The organism is Limnobacter sp. MED105, from assembly GCF_000170915.1.
Lineage (GTDB): Bacteria > Pseudomonadota > Gammaproteobacteria > Burkholderiales > Burkholderiaceae_B > Limnobacter.
Map to the genome: position 1 here is coordinate 108,845 of NZ_ABCT01000002.1, position 18,943 is coordinate 127,787.

An 18,943-nucleotide genomic window follows, 5' to 3' on the forward strand; every position below is an offset into this window, starting at 1 on the left:
TTGCTCCAATTCGGTTAAAAATGTCAAACCGAAGTATGCGGCAGACTCCCTGTGGTGGCTACACAGGAAGTCCCTAATGCAACATTATCAGGGTGCGCAGCTTAGGCCTGAGACTTCCGTATTGCAGGTAACCGGTTTCGCAGCACCGCCCTCGCCCTCGGTTGCGGGCCGGCCTGGGCCTACTTCCACCACCACGCCGTTAATAATTTTTCCAGCCACATTTTCAGTGCGAACCACTGAACGAGTTTGCTCTTGGCGGGCCAGCACAACAGCACCTTGAGCGGTGGTCAAGGCTGCTGATTCCTGAGGCGACAAAAGTAGGGTGCCATTGTAAACCACGGGAATGCGATCCAGACTGCGGGCCCCGTCGTAGAAAAACGCCTGAGTGCCCTTGCGCTCCGGACCCGCCAGATAAACCACTTGCCCAGGCAACAGATTACTGCCCTCAAAGGGAAGCACTGTGAGGAAACCACCCAAGCCCGGACGATTGATGCCACCAACTTCAACCCGAATGGCACCGGCACCTGCCGACTGTCCTGAACCAGACGATTCGCCAAATGTGGCCAAACCACCCGGTTGCCCATTCACTCCCCCCAAGGGTATTGAAAGTGTCAGGCCTGCGTAAGAGCGCGCTGTACCCACAGCAAGGTCGTTGTAAGGCATGCGTGCACGAATCACCGCGTCACTGCCCTGTGTGGTCAAGCCACGCGCTCGAACGGCAATCAAATCTGCCTCGGCACCCTGCCCTCCAATATTCAACCGCACATCGTTGTTAACTGCAAACAGACTCGCGCCACGATCTGCCACATAAGAGAAAGATTGATTGTGACTTTGCCCGGCCAGTACGCCCACCTGACCATTGATCTGGTTATTCTGCGTCAGGACAATTGAACCGTTTTCAGGTGAATTGAACTGGGTTGTGGCACCAGCAGTGGTGAGCAATTGCCCTGAACGTTGATGAATCATCGGGCTGGCCACAGCAATTCGACCAAGTCCAGTGAATGGATTCACCGCTTCTTTGCTGGAGAACACATCCAGAGAAGGTGGCAACACCAGAGCAATGTCGGCAGAAGACAATGGTCGCGACACGCCTTTCGCAGCGAAGGTTAAAGCACCACCCGTTTGCACAATGGTGCCCAGCAGAAGCATGCGGCCATCGGCTGTCAACTGCCCGCCCCGACTGTTCAGGTTCAACAACTGCATGTCGCCCACGGTCGACAAACGGGTTTGCTCCGCGCTGGCACTGACCGTGCCACGAAAGCGGTTGGCTGCATGCTGCAAATCAATTTCGCCGCCGATTGATTCAAACCGGGCATCGCCCCCAACCTGCAACCGCCCCACTTGGGAAATTTGATTGGCAGACACTGTCAGTTCACCATCGAATTGCGAATCCGCAAACTGCACCTGCATGCCGCTGACTTCCGCATTACCCCCTACATTCAGGGCCAAAGTACCAGTCGATGAGGTGGTACTGATATTCAAGTTGCCGCTGGTCCCCAGCGCAACCGAACCCCCTGACTGTACTTGCGTGTTGCCATTGAACCGGTTGCCGGAATTGGTCAAACTGATTCGGGCTGCAATCAAGCTTGCATCATTCAACATGACCGACCTGCTTTGGGTCAATGCACCAGTCAATTCGATCTGGCTTGCACCATCCACTTGCGTGCTACCAAGCTCCACATTGTTGGCTTGCAATTCAAAGTTGCCCAACACGCGTGCGGTCAGGGCGAGGTTTTCACCCTGCATGGACAAATCATTTTTGTCTGTAATTGACACGCTTGCGATGGCGGAATCCAGATTTTGAACCGTGATCTTCCCGACAAAATCGTTGTCTGGATTGTTCAGATTTATCAGGCTACTGCGCAGGTTTGTATCACCCTTCACATTCAAAGCGGTTGTTTGGCGAACTTCAGCAGCCGCTACATTTAGCTGCTGCAACTCACCAAGCTCACCCAAACTGGCCTCTTGTGCTTGCAGATTCAAAGTACCTAAATTTGCACCTTGTAACCGCAAGGTACCGGCACTGCTCAAAGTTGCCTCGCTCGCACCTTCCACACGAACTAATTTGTTGAAAGTGTTACCTTGATTACCCAAATCGACATGATCAGCTTGCAGCAAAACACTGGAATTTGTGGTCAGCGTACCGTTTTGTTCAATCGACTGGGCACGCAACTCCGCTGCGCCGTTCAATTGACCCGACACATTCAGCACATTCGCATCAGCAACGACCGTTGTACCCGAGACATTCAATGTCACATTGCCTTGGAAGTCATTGGCTTGATGATTCAGGTTAACAGCAGCGGCGTCAATGGTCGCGTTGTCTCGAACAGTCAGTGACTCAGCCTGAGTCAGCTGTGATGCCCTAGCATTTAAGGTACCTACATCACCTTGAACCGTCAGGTTATTGATATCGCGCAAATGTACCGAGTCGCTGACCTGCAGATCAACAACACCCCCGAAGTTGTTGGCAGAATTCTGAAGATCAATATTTGCTGCGCGCAAGTCGGCCCTGCCCTGAATACTCAGGGCATCTGACTCGCTTTGCTGCTGGGTGATTCGCTGGGCATTGACAAGCAATGCATTCACACGGCCACTCAAGGCAAGATCATTGGTGTCGCTAATGGTTGCAGTGTCAACATTTTGCAGAATAATTTGACCATTGAAGTCGTTGCCAGCCTGGGCAAGATCAACCTCGTTTGCGCGAAGTGTCAAGCTTCCTCCAGTTTGGCTGGCCTGCGTTTGGGTAACCTTGCCAGCTTGCAGTTCTGCACTGTTCGCCACTTCAAGTTGGTTCACATTGATCTCACCTGCAATCAAAGTTCCACTGGCAATGCTGAGTTCTCCGGCGGTCAAGGTACCAACAACTGATGTATTCAAAATTTGCGATTGACCTTGAAGCAGCAAATCATTGTTGTCTGAGATATCCGTCTGCACCGCCACATCAAGTATTACTGGGCCGCTGAAATTGTTGTGTTCATTCCTTAAATCGACTGTCTGTGCAGTCAATTCAGTAGCACCAGTCACCAACAACTCACCCGTCTGTGTAATGTGCTGTGCGGTCGCATTCAAGCTACCCAACACTGAATTGCTCAAGTCCAGTTCATTCTGTGCGGTTACGGTCAATGCTGCTGCATTGCCCCCCAGCAAAAGGTCTCCAATGGCATTCACTGTTGCCTGCTGTGTGGCATTAACAGTAACGCCGCCGCCAAAACTGTTCGCTGTATTAATCAGGTTGATTGTAGGTGCAGCCAGGTTGCTGTTGCCATTCACATTCAATGCACCCGACTGATTAATTTCTGTGCCTGCCTGCACGTTCAAGCTGCCTGCTGAACCTCGCAACTCAATTACTTGCTGGTCGCGCAGGTTCACACTGCCAGCAGAACTCAGGACCACATTGCCAACAAAATTGTTGGCTTCATCCTGCAAAGTCACATTGCTAGCCCCCAGGGTGGTTGTACCCCCCACCTGCAAAGCACCTTGCTGAATTACATTGCCACCATTCAAGGTCAAATTACCCGTGGCGCTAAAGTTGTTCAATTCAAGTTGGTCCGCCTGAAGCACGATATTTTCTGAAGCAAGTCTGGACACAGAAAGCGAATTCGCACTTGCATTCACTGAAGTGGCAGTGCCTGATACGTTCAGCCCACCGCTGGCGGTGATGGATGCTGCACCAGTCAAATTCAAATGCACCACATCACTGAAGCTGTTCGCTAGGTTGTCCAGCGCGATCGAGTCTCCATTAAAAGTACTGGCGCCTGCCACCGAAAGTACACTACTTTGCCCGGTGGATGCGGCATTGAAAGTTACGTTGCCCTGAGCAGCCAAACCATCCACAATCAAGGTACTTGCATTCATGGTTGCTGTGTTGACATTACCCGCCACACGCAGGCTATTGGTATCAGCCACTTGAGCATCGCCTGCAACATTCAGACTCAAGCGTCCCTGAAAATCATTGGCTTGATGATTCAAATCAACCGCGGCTGCTTCCATGGTCGCATTGTTTCGAACAGTCAGTGAACCGGCCTGAGCCAGCTGTGATGCCCTGACATTCAAAGTACCCACGTCACCTTGGACGGTCAGCATATTTCGGTCAGCCAGTTCAACATTGACTTGATTGTTTAAAGTAACCAGGCCAACAAAATCGTTGTTAGCGTTAATCAACCGTACCAAGGTATTGCTGCTGTTGTTGCGGTGCTCAATGCGCGTATCACCTCCAACAATCAAGGCCGCCGCACCGGAGGCAGCCTGTGTCACAACATTTGAAGTCAAGGTCAGGCTTTCATTCACTGTCAGCGCGTTACTGATTTCAACAGTGTTTGCATTCAACACAAGTTCCTGTGTATTGCCTGCCACGTTCAATGTGTTTTCGTCGCGCAAACTGACACGTGCATTGCCAAGCAAGTTAACCTGCCCCTGAAAATCATTGGCAGGGTTATTCAGGCTGACTGCAGCGGCATTCAAGGCAGCGGTGGTCCCCACTACAAGTGAGTCACTTTGTGCGATGGATAGCGCTGTCAGGTCAAGCGAACCGGTCTGCCCCTCGATCGTCAAGGTATTGCTGTCACGCAAACGCACAGAACCTTGGGTATTCAAAACCACATTGCCATTGAAATCGTTCATTGCATTGTTCAACGCAACGGCACCCGAATTGTTGATCCGGGTTTCACCTTGCACCTGCAGGGCACGATCAACATCCATGCTTTGCATGATGTTGTCTGCGCTCATTGCAAGGCCGTTGCTTGCAGTCAAACTGTTGAACACCAGGGAATCAGCTTCAACACTACCGCTGACAACATTGCCTGCCACAGTCAATGTACCGTTGGCTTTTATTGCTGCGCTTTCACTGGAAGCAAGTGTGACCGTAGAGCCGAATTGATTATTGCCTGACTCAGTCAAATCAATATGTTGTGCACCCAGTGCGCTGGTGCCTGTCACATTCAAAAAATCGGTTTGATCAATTCGTGTTGCTGTTGCACGCAGGCTGTTTGCATTCAAGCCGTTTACAACGATCTGTCCATTGGTACCGGTTGTCAAAGCAACATCATCGGCAGAACCCTGAACAGTCAGAATATCGTTGCCATTCAAATTTACTGCGCCTGCATTGTGCAGAACCACACTTGAACCGAAACGGTTTGCCGCGTTGTCCAGCTGAACAGAATTGCTGTTGTTTATGTGCATTTGCCCAAGCACATTCAGCGCATCGGCTTCAGTAGTACCTTGACGAATCGAATCTACGTTGAAAACTGCGCTTGCAGTCCGACCTGAGACCGCAATACCCTCGGCGCTGCTCAATTGAACCTGACCATCCAGATTGAGAACAACTTGGCCGCCAAATATATTGCCAAGCTGAGTTAAGTCAACATTCTCGCCATTGAAAGTTACTGTGTTGTTAACTGTCAAAGGCCCCGTTTGTCCCGACTGCGTAATATTGCGGGCGGTTGTAATCAGGTTATCGGCCTGCCCTGACAAAGACAACTCGCCCTCGTCAGCTAGCTCGGCGCCTACCACATTGCTGAGCTCGACATTGCCGCCGAAATCATTGGATGCGTCCGCCAACTGAACTGCGCTTGCATTCAAACGTGTACCTTGCTGCACACTCAGTGTTCCGTTCTGTGCAATGTTGGCCGCAGTAACATTCAAACTTTCAACTGTCAGTTCGTTTAACTGCACTTGATTGACAGCTGACAAAGTGACTACACCAGCAGACCCCGACACAGCCAAACTATTCACATCAATTAAAGTGGCTGCACCAGTCACCGCAAGTTCGACATTGCCTGCGAAATCATTGTCGGACTCTACTAGATTGACCTGATTGGCATTCAGGGTGGATAAACCAGCAACTAACAGTGCAGCACTCTGTGTAATTTCGGCCGCTGTCAAGTTCAGTTGCGCGGCAGAACCTGAAATGTTCAACTCACCATTGGTGTGTAAAGTAGTACCCGCAGTGCTGTTAATCAATACGTTGCCATCAAACTGGTTTGCCTGATTCCCTAGGTTGATTTCATTCGCATTCAATACGGTGCTTCCATTCACCTGCACCGGGCCAGTCTGCTCGATCCTGCTACTGGCATTGACCGTGAGGCCATCAGAAGCAAGGCTTCTGATGGCAAGGTTCTGAGCAATGAGTGTGGCTTCACCGCCTGAATCGACCGAAACTTGCAGATTGTTGGAATCATGAACTGCAACTGACCCAGTCGCTGTCAAATCGACCGAGCCAGTGAAGTCATTGCCAGCGTTGTTTAAACTCAAATCACCTCTTGAATTGATACTCAAGCCACCGTCAGACAGCAAAGCAGCACTTTGGCCATTGCGCATTTGGCCAACTTCACCCGCAACAACGTCTACGGTACCCTGTGGATTACCCACGTTGAGGCTACCTGTTAATTGAATCAAATCACCTTCAATTGAAATTCGTGAAGCCTGGTTTACACCAGCCGTGTTGATTACACTGGGATCGCCGTTGTTCGAGGCACTGGCCAACAAAATAATCCGTCCGCCCTCGGCCAGCACCTGGCCAAGCTGTTGAATCAAGGCGTTGTTGTGACCTTCAACTGCCTGAACAACCAGGTCACTGCCCGAGGTATTTACGGTGACCTCCTTGGCTGCAATAAGATTCACCGACACGCCAGACCCAGCCTGATGTTGTGGTTGCAATCCTGCTGTCAGATTTCCCGAGTTTGTAATGGAAGGCGCCAGGAATACGATGTCTTTTGCAGTGATGCTGCCAGCATTGAGAATACCTCCGGCATTTGCACCTGTTTCAAACTCAATTGTTTGACCGGGCATTTGGCCATTGCCGTTACCATTGCCCTTGAGATTCAATGTAGACGCTACAAGACTACCCACATTCACCTGAGAACCCGCACCAAACACAATACCACTTGGGTTGATCAGGAAAATTCGACCATTGGCCACCAGGCTGCCGAAAATTTCAGATGAATTACCCCCGACAACCCGATTCAAAATGACAGAATCGGCACCGGGCTGAACAAATCGAACTGTTTCTCCGCTGCCGATGGAAAACTCCTGCCACCTGATCACATCACGTTGATTGACTGTCTGAGTGATCACAGTGGTGCCGGGCAATGACACGTCCAGATCAAGGTTATTGCCCAAGACGCCATCAAGAATCGGCGCAGTCTGCACATTGGCACTGAACACCAGCAACACGGCAGCTGCCAGTGGCTTGAGTGGGAAGGACGAATTCGGCTTGCAAGTTGCGGAAGTCATAAAAATTCTCTTAGAAATAGTAGATGTAAGATGCAAAGATTCTTGGGCTTTGGCGTTTCGGATCAGACTGCCGAACACCCGCCAGCTCCCAGGCCAAACTCAAGTTGAATGTGAAAATGTCTTGCCTGTCCCAAGCTAAACCAAGGCCGTAACCAGCCAGTTCGGCATGGTTGTTGAATCCTGCGGGCTGATTGCTGGTGTCTTCGCGAAAACGAACACGGCCTTGATCAAAAAACACATTGAAAGACAATTCACGCGCCGCACTGCCAAACCAGTTGGCAGAGGGCAAATAGCGCGCTTCCAGCGTGAACAAATCGCAGCTGTCGCCAGAAGTTTCACCTTGTGCAAATGCGCGTACAGCCGTAGCACCACCCAGCGAACATTGTTCACTGCTGTCAAGATTGTCGAGTGCATATTGACCACGCAAGAAGCTCCACAGCATCAACTTGCCGGGCACAACAGATTGCAACCTACCAAACGAGTAGTTCACACGCATGGTGTTAAGTTCATCGTCCAGACCAAACGGCACACCACCCGGATAATTCGTTTTGCTTTCCTCTACGTTGAAGTTGAAGAAGTTAAGACCGCCGCCCACCAGGCTATCACGGGAGTCGCCACTGAGACCCAGGCGAAATGAATCCACTTCCTTCACGGTTTCCAAACCAGACAGGCTCTGCCTGTCAGTGAACTCCTTTTTGTCATACCCAGTCAGTGCAAACACATTCAGGTTGCGTGAACGCACCAGGGGATACAGCGCGAATACACCCAGCGATTCTGCATCGCCATTCAAACCCAAGGGAAAATCGTTTTCCTCAAGTGAATAATTCACGGTAGACACGTTCACACCCAACTTCAATCCATCCGCACCAACCGGCAGGGTGTAACCCAGCAGCGTGAAGTCCAAACCACCTGTTTCAGATTGAAGATGACTGACCGAAAACGAGTCACCCAAGCCAAACGGACTTTCCCAGGAAAAGGTGCCAATGCCACGGTACGTGCCTGCGTACCGCGAGCCGTTTGCATCCAGGCCAACACTGCCGGTCAGTGCCTTGTCATTGCTGGGTGTTGCAACCAGAATTGCTTTGCCTGCTTGTGTGCCAGGCTTGATGGCAAATGACATTCGAATGCCACGCAAGTCATTGAGCAGAAACACCACCCGCTCTACCTCTTCCACACGAATGACCGTACCGGGCTTTAAACGCTTCAAGTGCGCTTCAACAATATCCCGATTCACGCGCAGTTCTTCTGCAGGCCAAACCACTTCGACTGACTCCAGCACACCGGGCAACACGGCAATGGTCACCACACCGTTTTTAATGTCTTGCGCGGGCAAATAGGCATACGCAAGGTAATAGCCCAATTCACGTTGCAAGAATGCAGTCACCACCTGTGCTGCACTGCTGAGGTCTTCAAACGAACGCTTTTCGCCCACGTACGGCATCAGCAATCCCTGAATATCGTTCAGATGCGTGGCTTCGACACCTTCAATTCGATAAGCGCTGACATTCAGAGATACATCGTTCAACGGCTTGCCCAACTCAGGGGCCGCCTTTCTTTCAGCCTGATTGTCGATGACAGGCTCTGCTTCTTTTTCCACAGCAGGCGTAGCAGACTCGGGATTGATAAAGGGGGCGGGCGTAGACACTTGGGCCTGCACCGGCCAGGCAAGTGTGAGCAGTAACAGGGCAATTGTGTATCGGTTGGTCAACATGGAATAGGCACTTGGAATGAGAGCGAACCGGAGTGAAACATCAAAACCGGAAACCAGGAAATTGGGTCATTGGTATGGTGTCAACCGAATTGAGCACCCCCCTCACCCACAAAGATCAAAATGCTACTGAGGTTGTCTGCCCGCCCCAAGGCGCGATTAAATGCCAGTTGATGAATGTGGGCATTGCAATCCTCTGCGCACCACAGGCTGGTGCCCAGCAATGCGAGCTCGTCGTCATTGAGGTGTTCCCACAAACCATCGCTGCACATCAAGAACCAGTCCCCAGCCAACAAGCAGCAAGGCTCGGTCACATCCATGTGAAGATGTTCGTTTTGCTCACCCAATGCGGTATACAACGCGTTTCGACTGGCTTGACCATCGGATTGTTGATGGTCAATCATCCACTGCAACACACTGTGGTCCCTGGTTTTTGAGCACAGCACAGCTTGCTGAAAGTGATACACACGCGAATCGCCGACATGCAGCCAAACTGCTTGTGCAGATCGTTGATTGATCACCAAAAGACAAACGGTGGTGTGCATGTCTGAGCAATCGAGGTGTGTGGTCTGTTGATGCAAAATATTTTGATTCACCTGTTGCATCAGTTCCAGCAAGCGTGATCTTTCCAGCGTGGGTGATTGTTCAAATGCACTCAAAGACATTTCAACAGCCAAGGCAGCAGCAAGCTGCCCGCCGCGATGACCACCAGCACCGTCTGCCAGCGCGCACACCAGCCAGTCTCCAAATAATTTATGCCCAACAGCGTCCTGATTTTCCGGGCGGTTACCAATGTCGGTACGCTGTGTAACCTGTACTTGCAACAATCGCCCTTCGTGTGCGCCACCCAGTTGAATGGTCAACTCCATGTGCCCGCCAGATGCCGGTAGCGATCGCAATAAAGGTCCCACATGCGTGCTTTTCTGGCGAGTTCGAGACTCAAACTCAATCCACCTTGCCGATTGATCTCTTGTGCGATCACAGCTGGATCCAGACCACCCTGAACCTGCTCAATCAATACTTGAATTCGCGCAACACTCAGTTGCATGTGCGCCTGAATATCCTGAAACGCCTGCTCAAAGGCCTGCTCTGCATCCAGATAAGCCAGTGAATTATCGCCAAGCAGTTTGCCCATGGCTTCAGTCGGTGATGCAGAAAACTTCAGTGGATTATTGCCCTTCGCGGAAATACTGGTCAGCTTGCTGCCCGTTTCTTCCTGGAAAATTCGGCGCGCTGAAAGCAATTGCATGCAACCTTGAACGCAGATACCCAACAAGTGGTGCAACTTCTCCACATCCTGAATTGTGGGGGGTGTTGTCGGCTGTTCAGCCACCACACCTCGAACAGCTGAATCAGCTTGTTGGGAACCCACATACATGCGCTGGGCCAACGGCGAAATGTTCTCTTCGATTTCGCTTTCGACAGGCGGCAAGGGCATACCGAAAGCTGCCAACAGATCGTCGATCTCGACGTTAGAAGCTGGTTGTGGCAACCAGGATTCCAGAGGATCAATTTCGGGCCTCGGCATCAAGTCCTCGAATCCGTTCCAATTCGCGGCAACCTTCGCAAGAATGATTGAGTAATCACCAATTCGCAGCACATCGCCGGGACTCAAGGGCACGGATTGATTCTGGGGCATGGGTTTGCCGTTAACCAAGGTGCTGTTGGTGCCAAGGTCTGTCCAGTGGCATTGGGAATTCTCAACAAGTACCTGTGCGTGTAAACGCGACACCACCCGTTGGGGATCTTTCAACACCCAGGTGCAATCGGGCGAGCGGCCAATCGACCCCCCCTGCAAGGGCACAGGCCACTGTTCGATTGCCTTGTCCGCCTGACCATCGCGGGTAATCTGGAATTCAAAGTTGGAATACATTCAACCCACCCTCAGCGCAATACAAATACTTCACTACCCAACACACCCACATGCATGGGCAGTTGAAGGGTGGCTCCGCTCAGCTTGCATTTCCATTGCAGCAGCGGCGCGTGATTGATATCCAGCAATGCGTGAACTGGAGATTGGCGAACGCATTTAAACTGCCAGTGTTGGGGATCCAGCGCGGATTCAAGCAACTCGGATTGTGTGCAAAGATGTGTCAGATGTGCTGCGAAATCGCTGACTACATTTTGTGGGTCGAGACCATAAGCCGCAGCCAATTCGCGATTGCGAACGGTAAAAAACGGCAGCAAGGCAGATGCCTTGCCTGACTTGAATTGGGCAAACATATTCAGCAGAAAATCTTCAATCAGTGCCGAATCATTTGCACCGTGTGTGGAAGGCAATACATCGAGATAGCGCCAACGGGGAAAGGAAACCGGCAAGTCAACTGTCGAATCCAGCAAACGGTTTTTTCTCAAACGCTGCCCACGTTGAAAAGCAGTTTTCAATTCAAATAACACCCGTGGCTGCACCAGCACATCAGGCCCACGGTCTTTTTGAAGTTCAACCCACACGGCTGTGCTGCAGTTTTGCGTCAGCAGGGCATGGTCAGAATTCGATGACGTGCCTTGCATTGAAGCACCCGGTAACAGAATCACCTGAATTCTGTTTTCGCCCGACTGAACATACTCATGGATGGGCAACACCAGTTCTCGCCCATTTTGTAACTTGCCAAGCACCATGCCGTTCAGAGTCAGCAAAGCATTCTGACCCTGCACACTGGCGCGCAACAACAGGGTTTTATCCATGCTGAAGGCCCTGTTGCATGATTCGCGCAGACGCTGCCAAGTGCCAGCGGCCCAAGGCCCAGCCCTTGACTGGATCGACACTTTGCCAGTCGCAAACCAATTCGGAATGATCAACAGTCAGTACCACCTCCAGTGCCCGATTTTCAGGATTAACCACCGCTGACACACTGAAAACAAGTTCACCCGCCAAAGGGCTGGCAGCGCGAATGAGCGGTTTACCCACACCAACAACGCTGCACACCTGAACATGCAAAGGCAACCTGTATTGCGCCAGCCACAATGGCTCGCCCAGCGGCAACAATCCTGGCAATTGTTTCTCGCTGTGTTGCCAGTGAACGTGGATATCGCGTTCGGTTTGTATGCTCAAATTCACCGACACATGTTTGTGAATCAGTTGGGCCTGCCATTTGAAATCATCTGCGGCTGCACGAAGCTGCATGTCCGCTGTGGTAACAAATTCAATCAAGCCTTCATGAATCATCCATTGGGCACGAAAGTTCAAATCCGTGCTGAGCCAGGAATTGGACTGTTGCACCACCGGCTCAATCAGTACTCCTGAATCAGACCATCTTGATTGCAAGCCCTGTTTTTCTTCAGGCGAGCAGGACAAACTGCGCTGTTTAAAATCCAGCTGAACAAGCCGCTTGTCAATCAGCTCCATACGCTGAAGTGCAAGGAATCCAGACCTGTTTTGCCAACCAATTTCACAACGCTCAAATACGGGGTCTACATGAATGACCAAATCATTTGCTGGTAATGAATTTTTACAGACCTGTGCAATCAGATAATCGGGAGTGAATTGTCCGAAGACCTGATGTACAAAACCAGAGTCTGTTCTGAACCAGTTCACCAGCTCACCAGCGATGGTGCTTACGTCAGTGGCCAAATTACCTGTTTGATTGCACGGAATTTTCGTTGGCTGACTGCCTATTTGAACGGCGGCCAGCAGGTCGATCAAATTGATCTGCAATTGCCCGCTTGGCCACGGCTGATCAAATCGCCCGAGACCGGCCAATGATTCATACAGACAATGAAAGGCGCTTGGGGACACTCCGGCGCTCAAAGCCTGTTGCATGCTACGCAAAACATTGGTTTGAGGGTCGGTTTCACTCGATATACCCTGAATGCTCACCTGACCTGCAAACAAGCTGAGCAAGACACAGGCTTGCGAATACGCCTGGGTTACATCATGGGCTTCCAGCAAATCAATTGCGGCTGAAAGTGACTCGGTGAAATCTGGTTTTAAGCTGTAGCTTTGATCCAGATCGAGCGAGCTCAACAGCACATGCATGCGCCGCAAGTGATCAGCGCGTGCCTGCTCATTGAAACTGGCTTGAAGATCAATCGTGATCAACGGCGCACCTGTGTAACATGAACAAGCCCAGACCTCAGTTGAAACACCTCCACACCGGATTCATCGGCAAAACCAAACGACTCCACTGGACCAAACAGTTTGACCAACTCTTGTCCTGCCAGGGTGTTCAAGGCAAGCTTCAGGTAACGCGGATCAAACCAGGGCCAAATTCGATTACAGCCAGAGGAATCTTGAAGATGACGAACCTCTCGCAGGTGATTCTTAAGCAAACTGGACTGCACATTTCTGCTGGAAATTACGTAGCCTCGCTCTATGGGCTTCCAGGGCCAGAACGCAGTGGAGCCCAAGGCAGAGTCTGCAAGTTTCAGCACACTGACTTGGCAATCCACTGGAATAACTCCGCCCACAGCCCGCCCCGACAAGGGAGGAAACTGCACTAGCGTCGATCCGCCAGACACAATTTCAGAAGGGGCCACACCGTAAACGGTCAACATCTGGGCAAAATTCCTCAGGGAATTGGATCGATGGGTGGCTCTACCAAATCGGGCGCCAGTGCGGCTTCGGGCGGACTTGGGGAAGCTGCTGAGGCGTCACCACCCATGGCACTTCCGTTGACTGAAACTGCAGGGCCACTGAATTTGATGCCCGATGCGGAAATAACAATCGAAGAGCCACCCACATTCAACGACAGGCTAGAACCCGCGGTCAACTTCAGGCTTGAGCCCGCTTTCAAGTTGCCTTGGGCCGAGGTACTCAGGTTCAAATTGCCTGCTGCATCCAGGTCAGTGCTGCCCTGGGATTTCAATGAGCACTGGCCAGTGGTACTAATTGCAATTTGCCCGTTGTTGGTCAACCCGAGTAAACCTTGAACTTTGGCCAACACATCATCGTTCACCGTCAAATGCAAGGCTTTGTCGATCTGCTGACTGAGTTGACCAAGCACTGTGCGCGACACATCGGCCTTGATTTCTTCAATCAGGTTGCCGTGAATCATGCAGTGGGAATGTCCGCGAATTTCTGTGTTGCTGTTGTTCTTGATCAGGCTTAAATAATCTTTCTCGGCCTGAAACCACACATACTCACTGCCAATTTTGTCGTCGAAACGAAGTTCATTGAAGTTGGAGGGTGAGCCTTTCTCGCTGGATTGGGAACGCCAGCCAGACACTGTTTTGTGTTCAGGCAATGGATAGGGAACTGTTTGCTCAGCATTGTAGGCAACCCCGGTAACCAAGGGCCGGTCGGGGTCGCCATCTTCGAATGACACCACCACTTCCTGGCCAATGCGCGGAATGGCCACAAAACCCCAGCCCTTGCCAGCAACAGGAGAGGCTACACGCACCCAGCAAGAGCTGTCCTGATTGTGTTTGCCGTATCGATCCCAGTAAAACTGAATCTTGATTCGACCAAATTCATCGGTGTGTATCTCTCGCCCCTCCGGGCCAACAACCAAGGCGGGCAAGGGTCCTTTGACTTGGGGTTTTCTGGATTTCCGTTCGGGTCTGAAAGGCTGGCTGGACTCAATAGCTTCAAACTGACAATCAAAATCGGATTGTGCACCGCCACTGGCTTCTGGCTCTGACTCGTGAACGGTGATCAGGGTACCAATTACGAGCAAAGTTTTGGACAACGCGGGGTTGTCCTTGCAAACCGTGTTCAACAAATGGCCTGTTGCAACTCCCCTTGCCGAAGTGCTTGCATTGAACGTTTGCTGGCGCGCCTGAGACTCTTCGTGACGCAGTTTGCTGTAGTGAGTACCCTCACCTTCATTTTCAAACTCACCAGGATACTCGAACACCTCGTAGGCCGAGTTGTAACTTTCTGCCTTGCCCTGTGAGTTCACCAGCAAGGAGTTCGATGGTGTTTTGAAGTTGTAATCCGTGTGTGCATGCCTTGGCGGTTCAATGGACTTCCTCAATGACATGCTGGTGATCGTTTCTTCCGGGGTCATCCTGCCACTCTGCGAAGCTGGGTCATAAGCCAGGTTGGCATAACCGGGAAAAACTTGATGTGTACTGCTGGAGTCTGCGAGTACCAGCGTGTGCTGGCCCTCACCATGTTCAAAGTAAAAATAAACGCCTTCCTGTTCAAGTATACGGCGAATAAAATTCAGATCACTTTCACCGTACTGAACCACATACTCCCAAACACGCTTGGCGCCCATTGTGCGATCGGAGAACCGCGCTGAGGAATGTCCGTGGCGACCAATTACTTCTGAAACAATGCCCGGTACGGTCTTGTTCTGGTAAACGCGAAACTCCTGGTTCTTGCCCAGCAACCACGTCCATGATTTCAATTCCAGGCGATAGGCACAGCGCCCTGCGCTGGACATGGAAATCTGCTCCATTTCCACAATCACACCGTCAAAATAACGCGTGGTTTTCTCACGGGTTTCATAGGCCAGACAACAATTCTTTCCCAGAAAATCGTCTGCATTCAACCGCGCAGAATCGGATTCCAGAACCACAGAGCCTGTACTGTTCTCGGAAAGTGATTCCTGCAAGCGCGCAGATCTGAAATGAACCTCGTCCAGAGGAGCTGAACCGCTCAGGCTGATCAATCTGTTCATTGGCGGCTGATTTCAACTCGGCGATTGGCGGGAGCAAAAGGATTATTCACGTCAACCAGCTTCTCAGCACCCTTGCCCTCCACACGCAACAAGCGTGGCGATACACCCTTCTGAGTCAGGTAAGTTTTAACAGCTTTGGCGCGCTCTGAAGAAAGCACCTGGTTCAAGGAAGCGTCACCGCTGGCATCGGCATGACCCGTAACCACAATTGGCGGGGAATCGGATGGACGATTACTCAGCACCTGTGCGAAAACATCCAACTGCTTTTTCAGTTCAGCGGGAAGCTCGGCAGATCCCAACTGGAAATGCGCATTCGGAATTGAAAAACGCACTGCGGGCTTGAACCCCATGCATTTGAAACCGTTTTTACGAAGCTCTTCACATGCCTCTTCGGGGAACAAACCCTCTTTAACCTGCTCGACTGCTGGAACTGTGTCGGCCAAATCAACCACCAACGATTCTGCATGGGACGGTGCGTGCAAGCCGATGAGCACGGGCGCCAACAAAGCTAACTTCAGAATATGTTTTTCAAACATAGCTACTCCGGAATAGGTAGGGCATCGGTAAAAAAATCACCTTAAAAAATCTCGTGATAGGATTTTTCGCGACTTGGGCCACGAGTCTATTCCTTTTGAAAAAATTCGCCCAACGAGTGATACATCACAGCCAACAGAGAGTGAAACTCATCCCCCTAAATGACTAAAAATAGCCGTGTAATCTGGAGTGAAGGTCTCTTTCTCCAACCCCAACATTTTCAGCAGCAAGAACGCTATTTCGACCATGAAATTCATATTCGAACAGCGCACTTTCACGGGCATTGCCACGGCTTTCATCAGCTACAGCTGGACCCTGATCTGTTGCAGGCCGGCAAGGTGGGTATTCTCAAGGCATCAGGGTATTTTCCGGACGGGACACACTTCTCGATTCCTGACAAGGACCCGGCACCTCCCTGTCTTGATTTCGCCAATGCCGTGAAAAGCGGAAAGGTCTACCTTTCGCTGGCCAAACCCCACTGGGCGGGGAGGCATTTAGGCTGGACACCGGAAGAGACACCAACAAACAACCGTTCGCCGCTAAAGTACCTGGCCGAAACCACTGAAATTTCCAGTGTTTACGACCCTGAGCTTGAACCCTCTGCGGTTGACCTGGCGCGCTTGAATCTTTTTTTGAGTGCGGAACACCTTCATCAGGAAGGGCATGTTCAACTGGCGATCTGCGAATTTCGTGAATCAAGAAATTCAGAAATCCAGCTTGTTGATGCTTTCATTGAACCTTGCTTGTGCAGCCTTCAAAACGCCAACATTCGCCGAATACTGGAAGCTGTACTGGCGTTGCTGGAAAGTAAAATCAACCAGCTTCGGCAACGACGCGTGCGCAAGGGAAGCCACAACAGTTCGGAAATAGGGGACTTCTTGTTATTGCAAGCTTGCGTACAACAGCGATTGATTGTTGCACACCTGCTTCGCAGCAAACAGGTACATCCTGAGGCTGCCTACCTGCGACTTCTGGCTTGTTTGGGTGCAGTCACATTGCATGGTGACGACACCGCAGCCGACTTCTTGCCTAACTACGACCATGACAATTTGCGTTTGGCTTTTGATGCAGTTTTTACAGCCCTTCGCAATGCACTTGCAGGCCTTCACGACCAGCACGCCGTACAAATTCCTTTGATACAAAAACAGGCGGGTGTTCATCTGGGTCAAATTACCGACAGAACCCTGCTGGTCAACGCTCACTTTTACCTGACTGTGCATGCTGCGGCACCCGAGGAGTTGGTACAAAGACAATTTCCAAGCACTGTCAAAATTGGTCCGGTTGAGAAATTGCGCGACCTCGTCAATCTGAACCTCCCGGGTGTTCGACTAAAGCATGTTCAGCAGGCGCACGCCGCTTTGCCCTATTACGCAGACCATTTGTATTTTCAGCTGGAAACGCGCACAGATCCTTTGTGGAAAATGCTGGATCAAACCGGGCACATTGCGATTCATTACGCCGGCGACTTGCCTGAACTACGCCTGGAGTTGTGGGCTGTTCGCCGTGAACAGGAGCGTTTGCTATGAATCCCAATGATCCGTTTTTCGCACTGGGTGGTGAACGCACCATTATCAAGCCACGCTTGGGTAAACCTGCATCGCCAGCCATTCAGTCGCTCGACAATATTTTGGGGCCATCGACCACCTCAGGTTCCGGCACGGGGATGCCCGACGCGCAAGCGCAAGCCGGTTTTGATCAAATGCTGCATCAACTTCAGGCAAACCCGACAGCAAGCCAGAACAAACTGCTGGCCCATGCCAGCCCGTTGCTGCGCTTGATCTGTACCTTGGGAGCGCTCAGCGATATTCCATCGCACAAGGCTTTGTCGGCCACCCTGTCAAAAGGCTTGACTGAACTTGATCAGAAACTGGAACAAATTGGGCGCGTACAGGCTGAACGTTTGTCCATTCGTTATGCGCTGTGTACCTTCATGGATGAACGTGCCGCCGGTACCCCATGGGGTGGCTCGGGCCAATGGGCCAATCACAGTTTGCTGTTGCAGTTTTTCAGTGAAACCTGGGGTGGGGAAAAGATTTTCGCGCTGATTCAGAAGTTGATGCAAAACCCTTCCGACAATCGGGATTTGCTAGAAGTGATGGCTGTGATTCTCAGCTTTGGATTCAAAGGCAAATACAAGGTTGAACAGTGTGGCGACCTTGCTCTGAGTCAATTGAAAACCCGTCTTTTTCAATTGGTTCAACCCAATTCAACCAACACGCCAACCAGTCTTCACCCCGACTTCTGGCAATCGAAAGCACCCGGCAACAACAGGCGAATGCGCCAAATTCCCTTGTGGTTACCAATCAGCGCCCTGAGTACTTTGGGCGCCTTGTTTTTCATCGGATTGTATTTCAACTTGAATACCCAATCGGATCACGCATTTGCAGAAATTGTATCCATTCAATTTCCATCACCCCAATTCGCGCAGACTCAGAGTGAGCCCGTTCCAGTAACACAGGGACCTGAATTGCCCATTCAACTTCGGGAAGAAATTGTTGCGGGATTGCTCACCCTGAAACAAATCGGCAATAAATCAACTGTGATTCTGACTGGCGACGGTTTGTTCAATTCCGGCAGTGCTGAATTGAATGACAGTGCAATACCGCTGGTGGAGAAAGTGGCCAGAAAACTTGCGCTACACCCGGGACAGATTACGGTGACGGGCTACACCGACAACCAACCTATTCGATCCATTCGCTTTCCATCGAACTGGCAGCTGTCCGCGGAACGCGCGGAACATGTGGGCCAACGCATCGCCACATTTCTTCCGAACACTGCAATTGCCACTGAAGGCGCGGGGGCTGCCAACCCGATCGCACCCAATGACAGCGCGCAAGGCCGGGCAAGAAATCGTCGTGTCGAGATCATGCTGACTCACAACCAATGAAGGCAGAGCTGAATCTCG

The 18,943-nt window shown here is 51.2% G+C and carries 11 protein-coding genes; 2 read left to right on the forward strand and 9 right to left on the reverse strand.

Annotation, left to right across the window (positions count from 1 at the left end; all coding sequences use genetic code 11):
- Window positions 1-87: 87 nt before the first annotated feature.
- The 9 genes from LMED105_RS03385 to LMED105_RS16090 all read right to left on the reverse strand — a co-directional run bounded on the left by LMED105_RS03385 (window position 88) and on the right by LMED105_RS16090 (window position 16,040).
- On the reverse strand, window positions 88-7,230 hold the full coding sequence (locus LMED105_RS03385) for a filamentous hemagglutinin N-terminal domain-containing protein (protein ID WP_008248172.1): 7,143 nt from the start codon (window positions 7,228-7,230) through the stop codon (window positions 88-90).
- Between the two features lie 10 nt (window positions 7,231-7,240).
- Window positions 7,241-8,941: a ShlB/FhaC/HecB family hemolysin secretion/activation protein gene (locus LMED105_RS03390; protein ID WP_008248188.1), complete on the reverse strand. Its 1,701-nt coding sequence runs from the start codon at window positions 8,939-8,941 to the stop codon at window positions 7,241-7,243.
- 80 nt (window positions 8,942-9,021) lie between these two features.
- Window positions 9,022-9,807, reverse strand: coding sequence for a PP2C family serine/threonine-protein phosphatase (locus tag LMED105_RS03395; RefSeq protein WP_008248190.1), 786 nt, complete (start codon window positions 9,805-9,807; stop codon window positions 9,022-9,024).
- Window positions 9,798-10,811: a type VI secretion system-associated FHA domain protein gene (locus LMED105_RS03400; RefSeq protein ID WP_008248191.1), complete on the reverse strand. Its 1,014-nt coding sequence runs from the start codon at window positions 10,809-10,811 to the stop codon at window positions 9,798-9,800. The genes LMED105_RS03395 and LMED105_RS03400 overlap by 10 nt, the downstream gene beginning before the upstream one ends.
- An 11-nt stretch (window positions 10,812-10,822) precedes the next feature.
- Window positions 10,823-11,623 carry a hypothetical protein gene (locus tag LMED105_RS03405; protein WP_008248192.1) on the reverse strand — a complete coding sequence of 267 codons (801 nt, stop codon included), beginning with the start codon at window positions 11,621-11,623 and terminating at the stop codon, window positions 10,823-10,825.
- Entirely contained in the window at window positions 11,616-12,977 is a 1,362-nt protein-coding gene (locus LMED105_RS03410) for a hypothetical protein (protein WP_008248193.1), read from the reverse strand. The genes LMED105_RS03405 and LMED105_RS03410 overlap by 8 nt, the downstream gene beginning before the upstream one ends.
- Window positions 12,974-13,432 carry a hypothetical protein gene (locus LMED105_RS03415; protein ID WP_008248194.1) on the reverse strand — a complete coding sequence of 153 codons (459 nt, stop codon included), beginning with the start codon at window positions 13,430-13,432 and terminating at the stop codon, window positions 12,974-12,976. Before LMED105_RS03415 ends, LMED105_RS03410 begins: the two co-directional genes overlap by 4 nt.
- A gap of 14 nt (window positions 13,433-13,446) precedes the next feature.
- Window positions 13,447-15,504 carry a type VI secretion system Vgr family protein gene (locus LMED105_RS03420; RefSeq protein ID WP_008248195.1) on the reverse strand — a complete coding sequence of 686 codons (2,058 nt, stop codon included), beginning with the start codon at window positions 15,502-15,504 and terminating at the stop codon, window positions 13,447-13,449.
- Window positions 15,501-16,040 (reverse strand): OmpA family protein, encoded by a 540-nt coding sequence (locus LMED105_RS16090; protein ID WP_008248196.1) that lies wholly within the window; start codon window positions 16,038-16,040, stop codon window positions 15,501-15,503. The genes LMED105_RS03420 and LMED105_RS16090 overlap by 4 nt, the downstream gene beginning before the upstream one ends.
- Window positions 16,041-16,199: 159 nt before the next feature.
- On the opposite strand from LMED105_RS16090, the gene tssK reads away from it, so the two are divergent.
- Window positions 16,200-17,564 carry a type VI secretion system baseplate subunit TssK gene (gene tssK / locus LMED105_RS16095; protein ID WP_008248208.1) on the forward strand — a complete coding sequence of 455 codons (1,365 nt, stop codon included), beginning with the start codon at window positions 16,200-16,202 and terminating at the stop codon, window positions 17,562-17,564.
- Window positions 17,561-18,925, forward strand: coding sequence for a type VI secretion system protein TssL, long form (gene tssL / locus LMED105_RS03435; RefSeq protein WP_008248210.1), 1,365 nt, complete (start codon window positions 17,561-17,563; stop codon window positions 18,923-18,925). The genes tssK and tssL overlap by 4 nt, the downstream gene beginning before the upstream one ends.
- The last annotated feature ends 18 nt before the right edge of the window (window positions 18,926-18,943 follow it).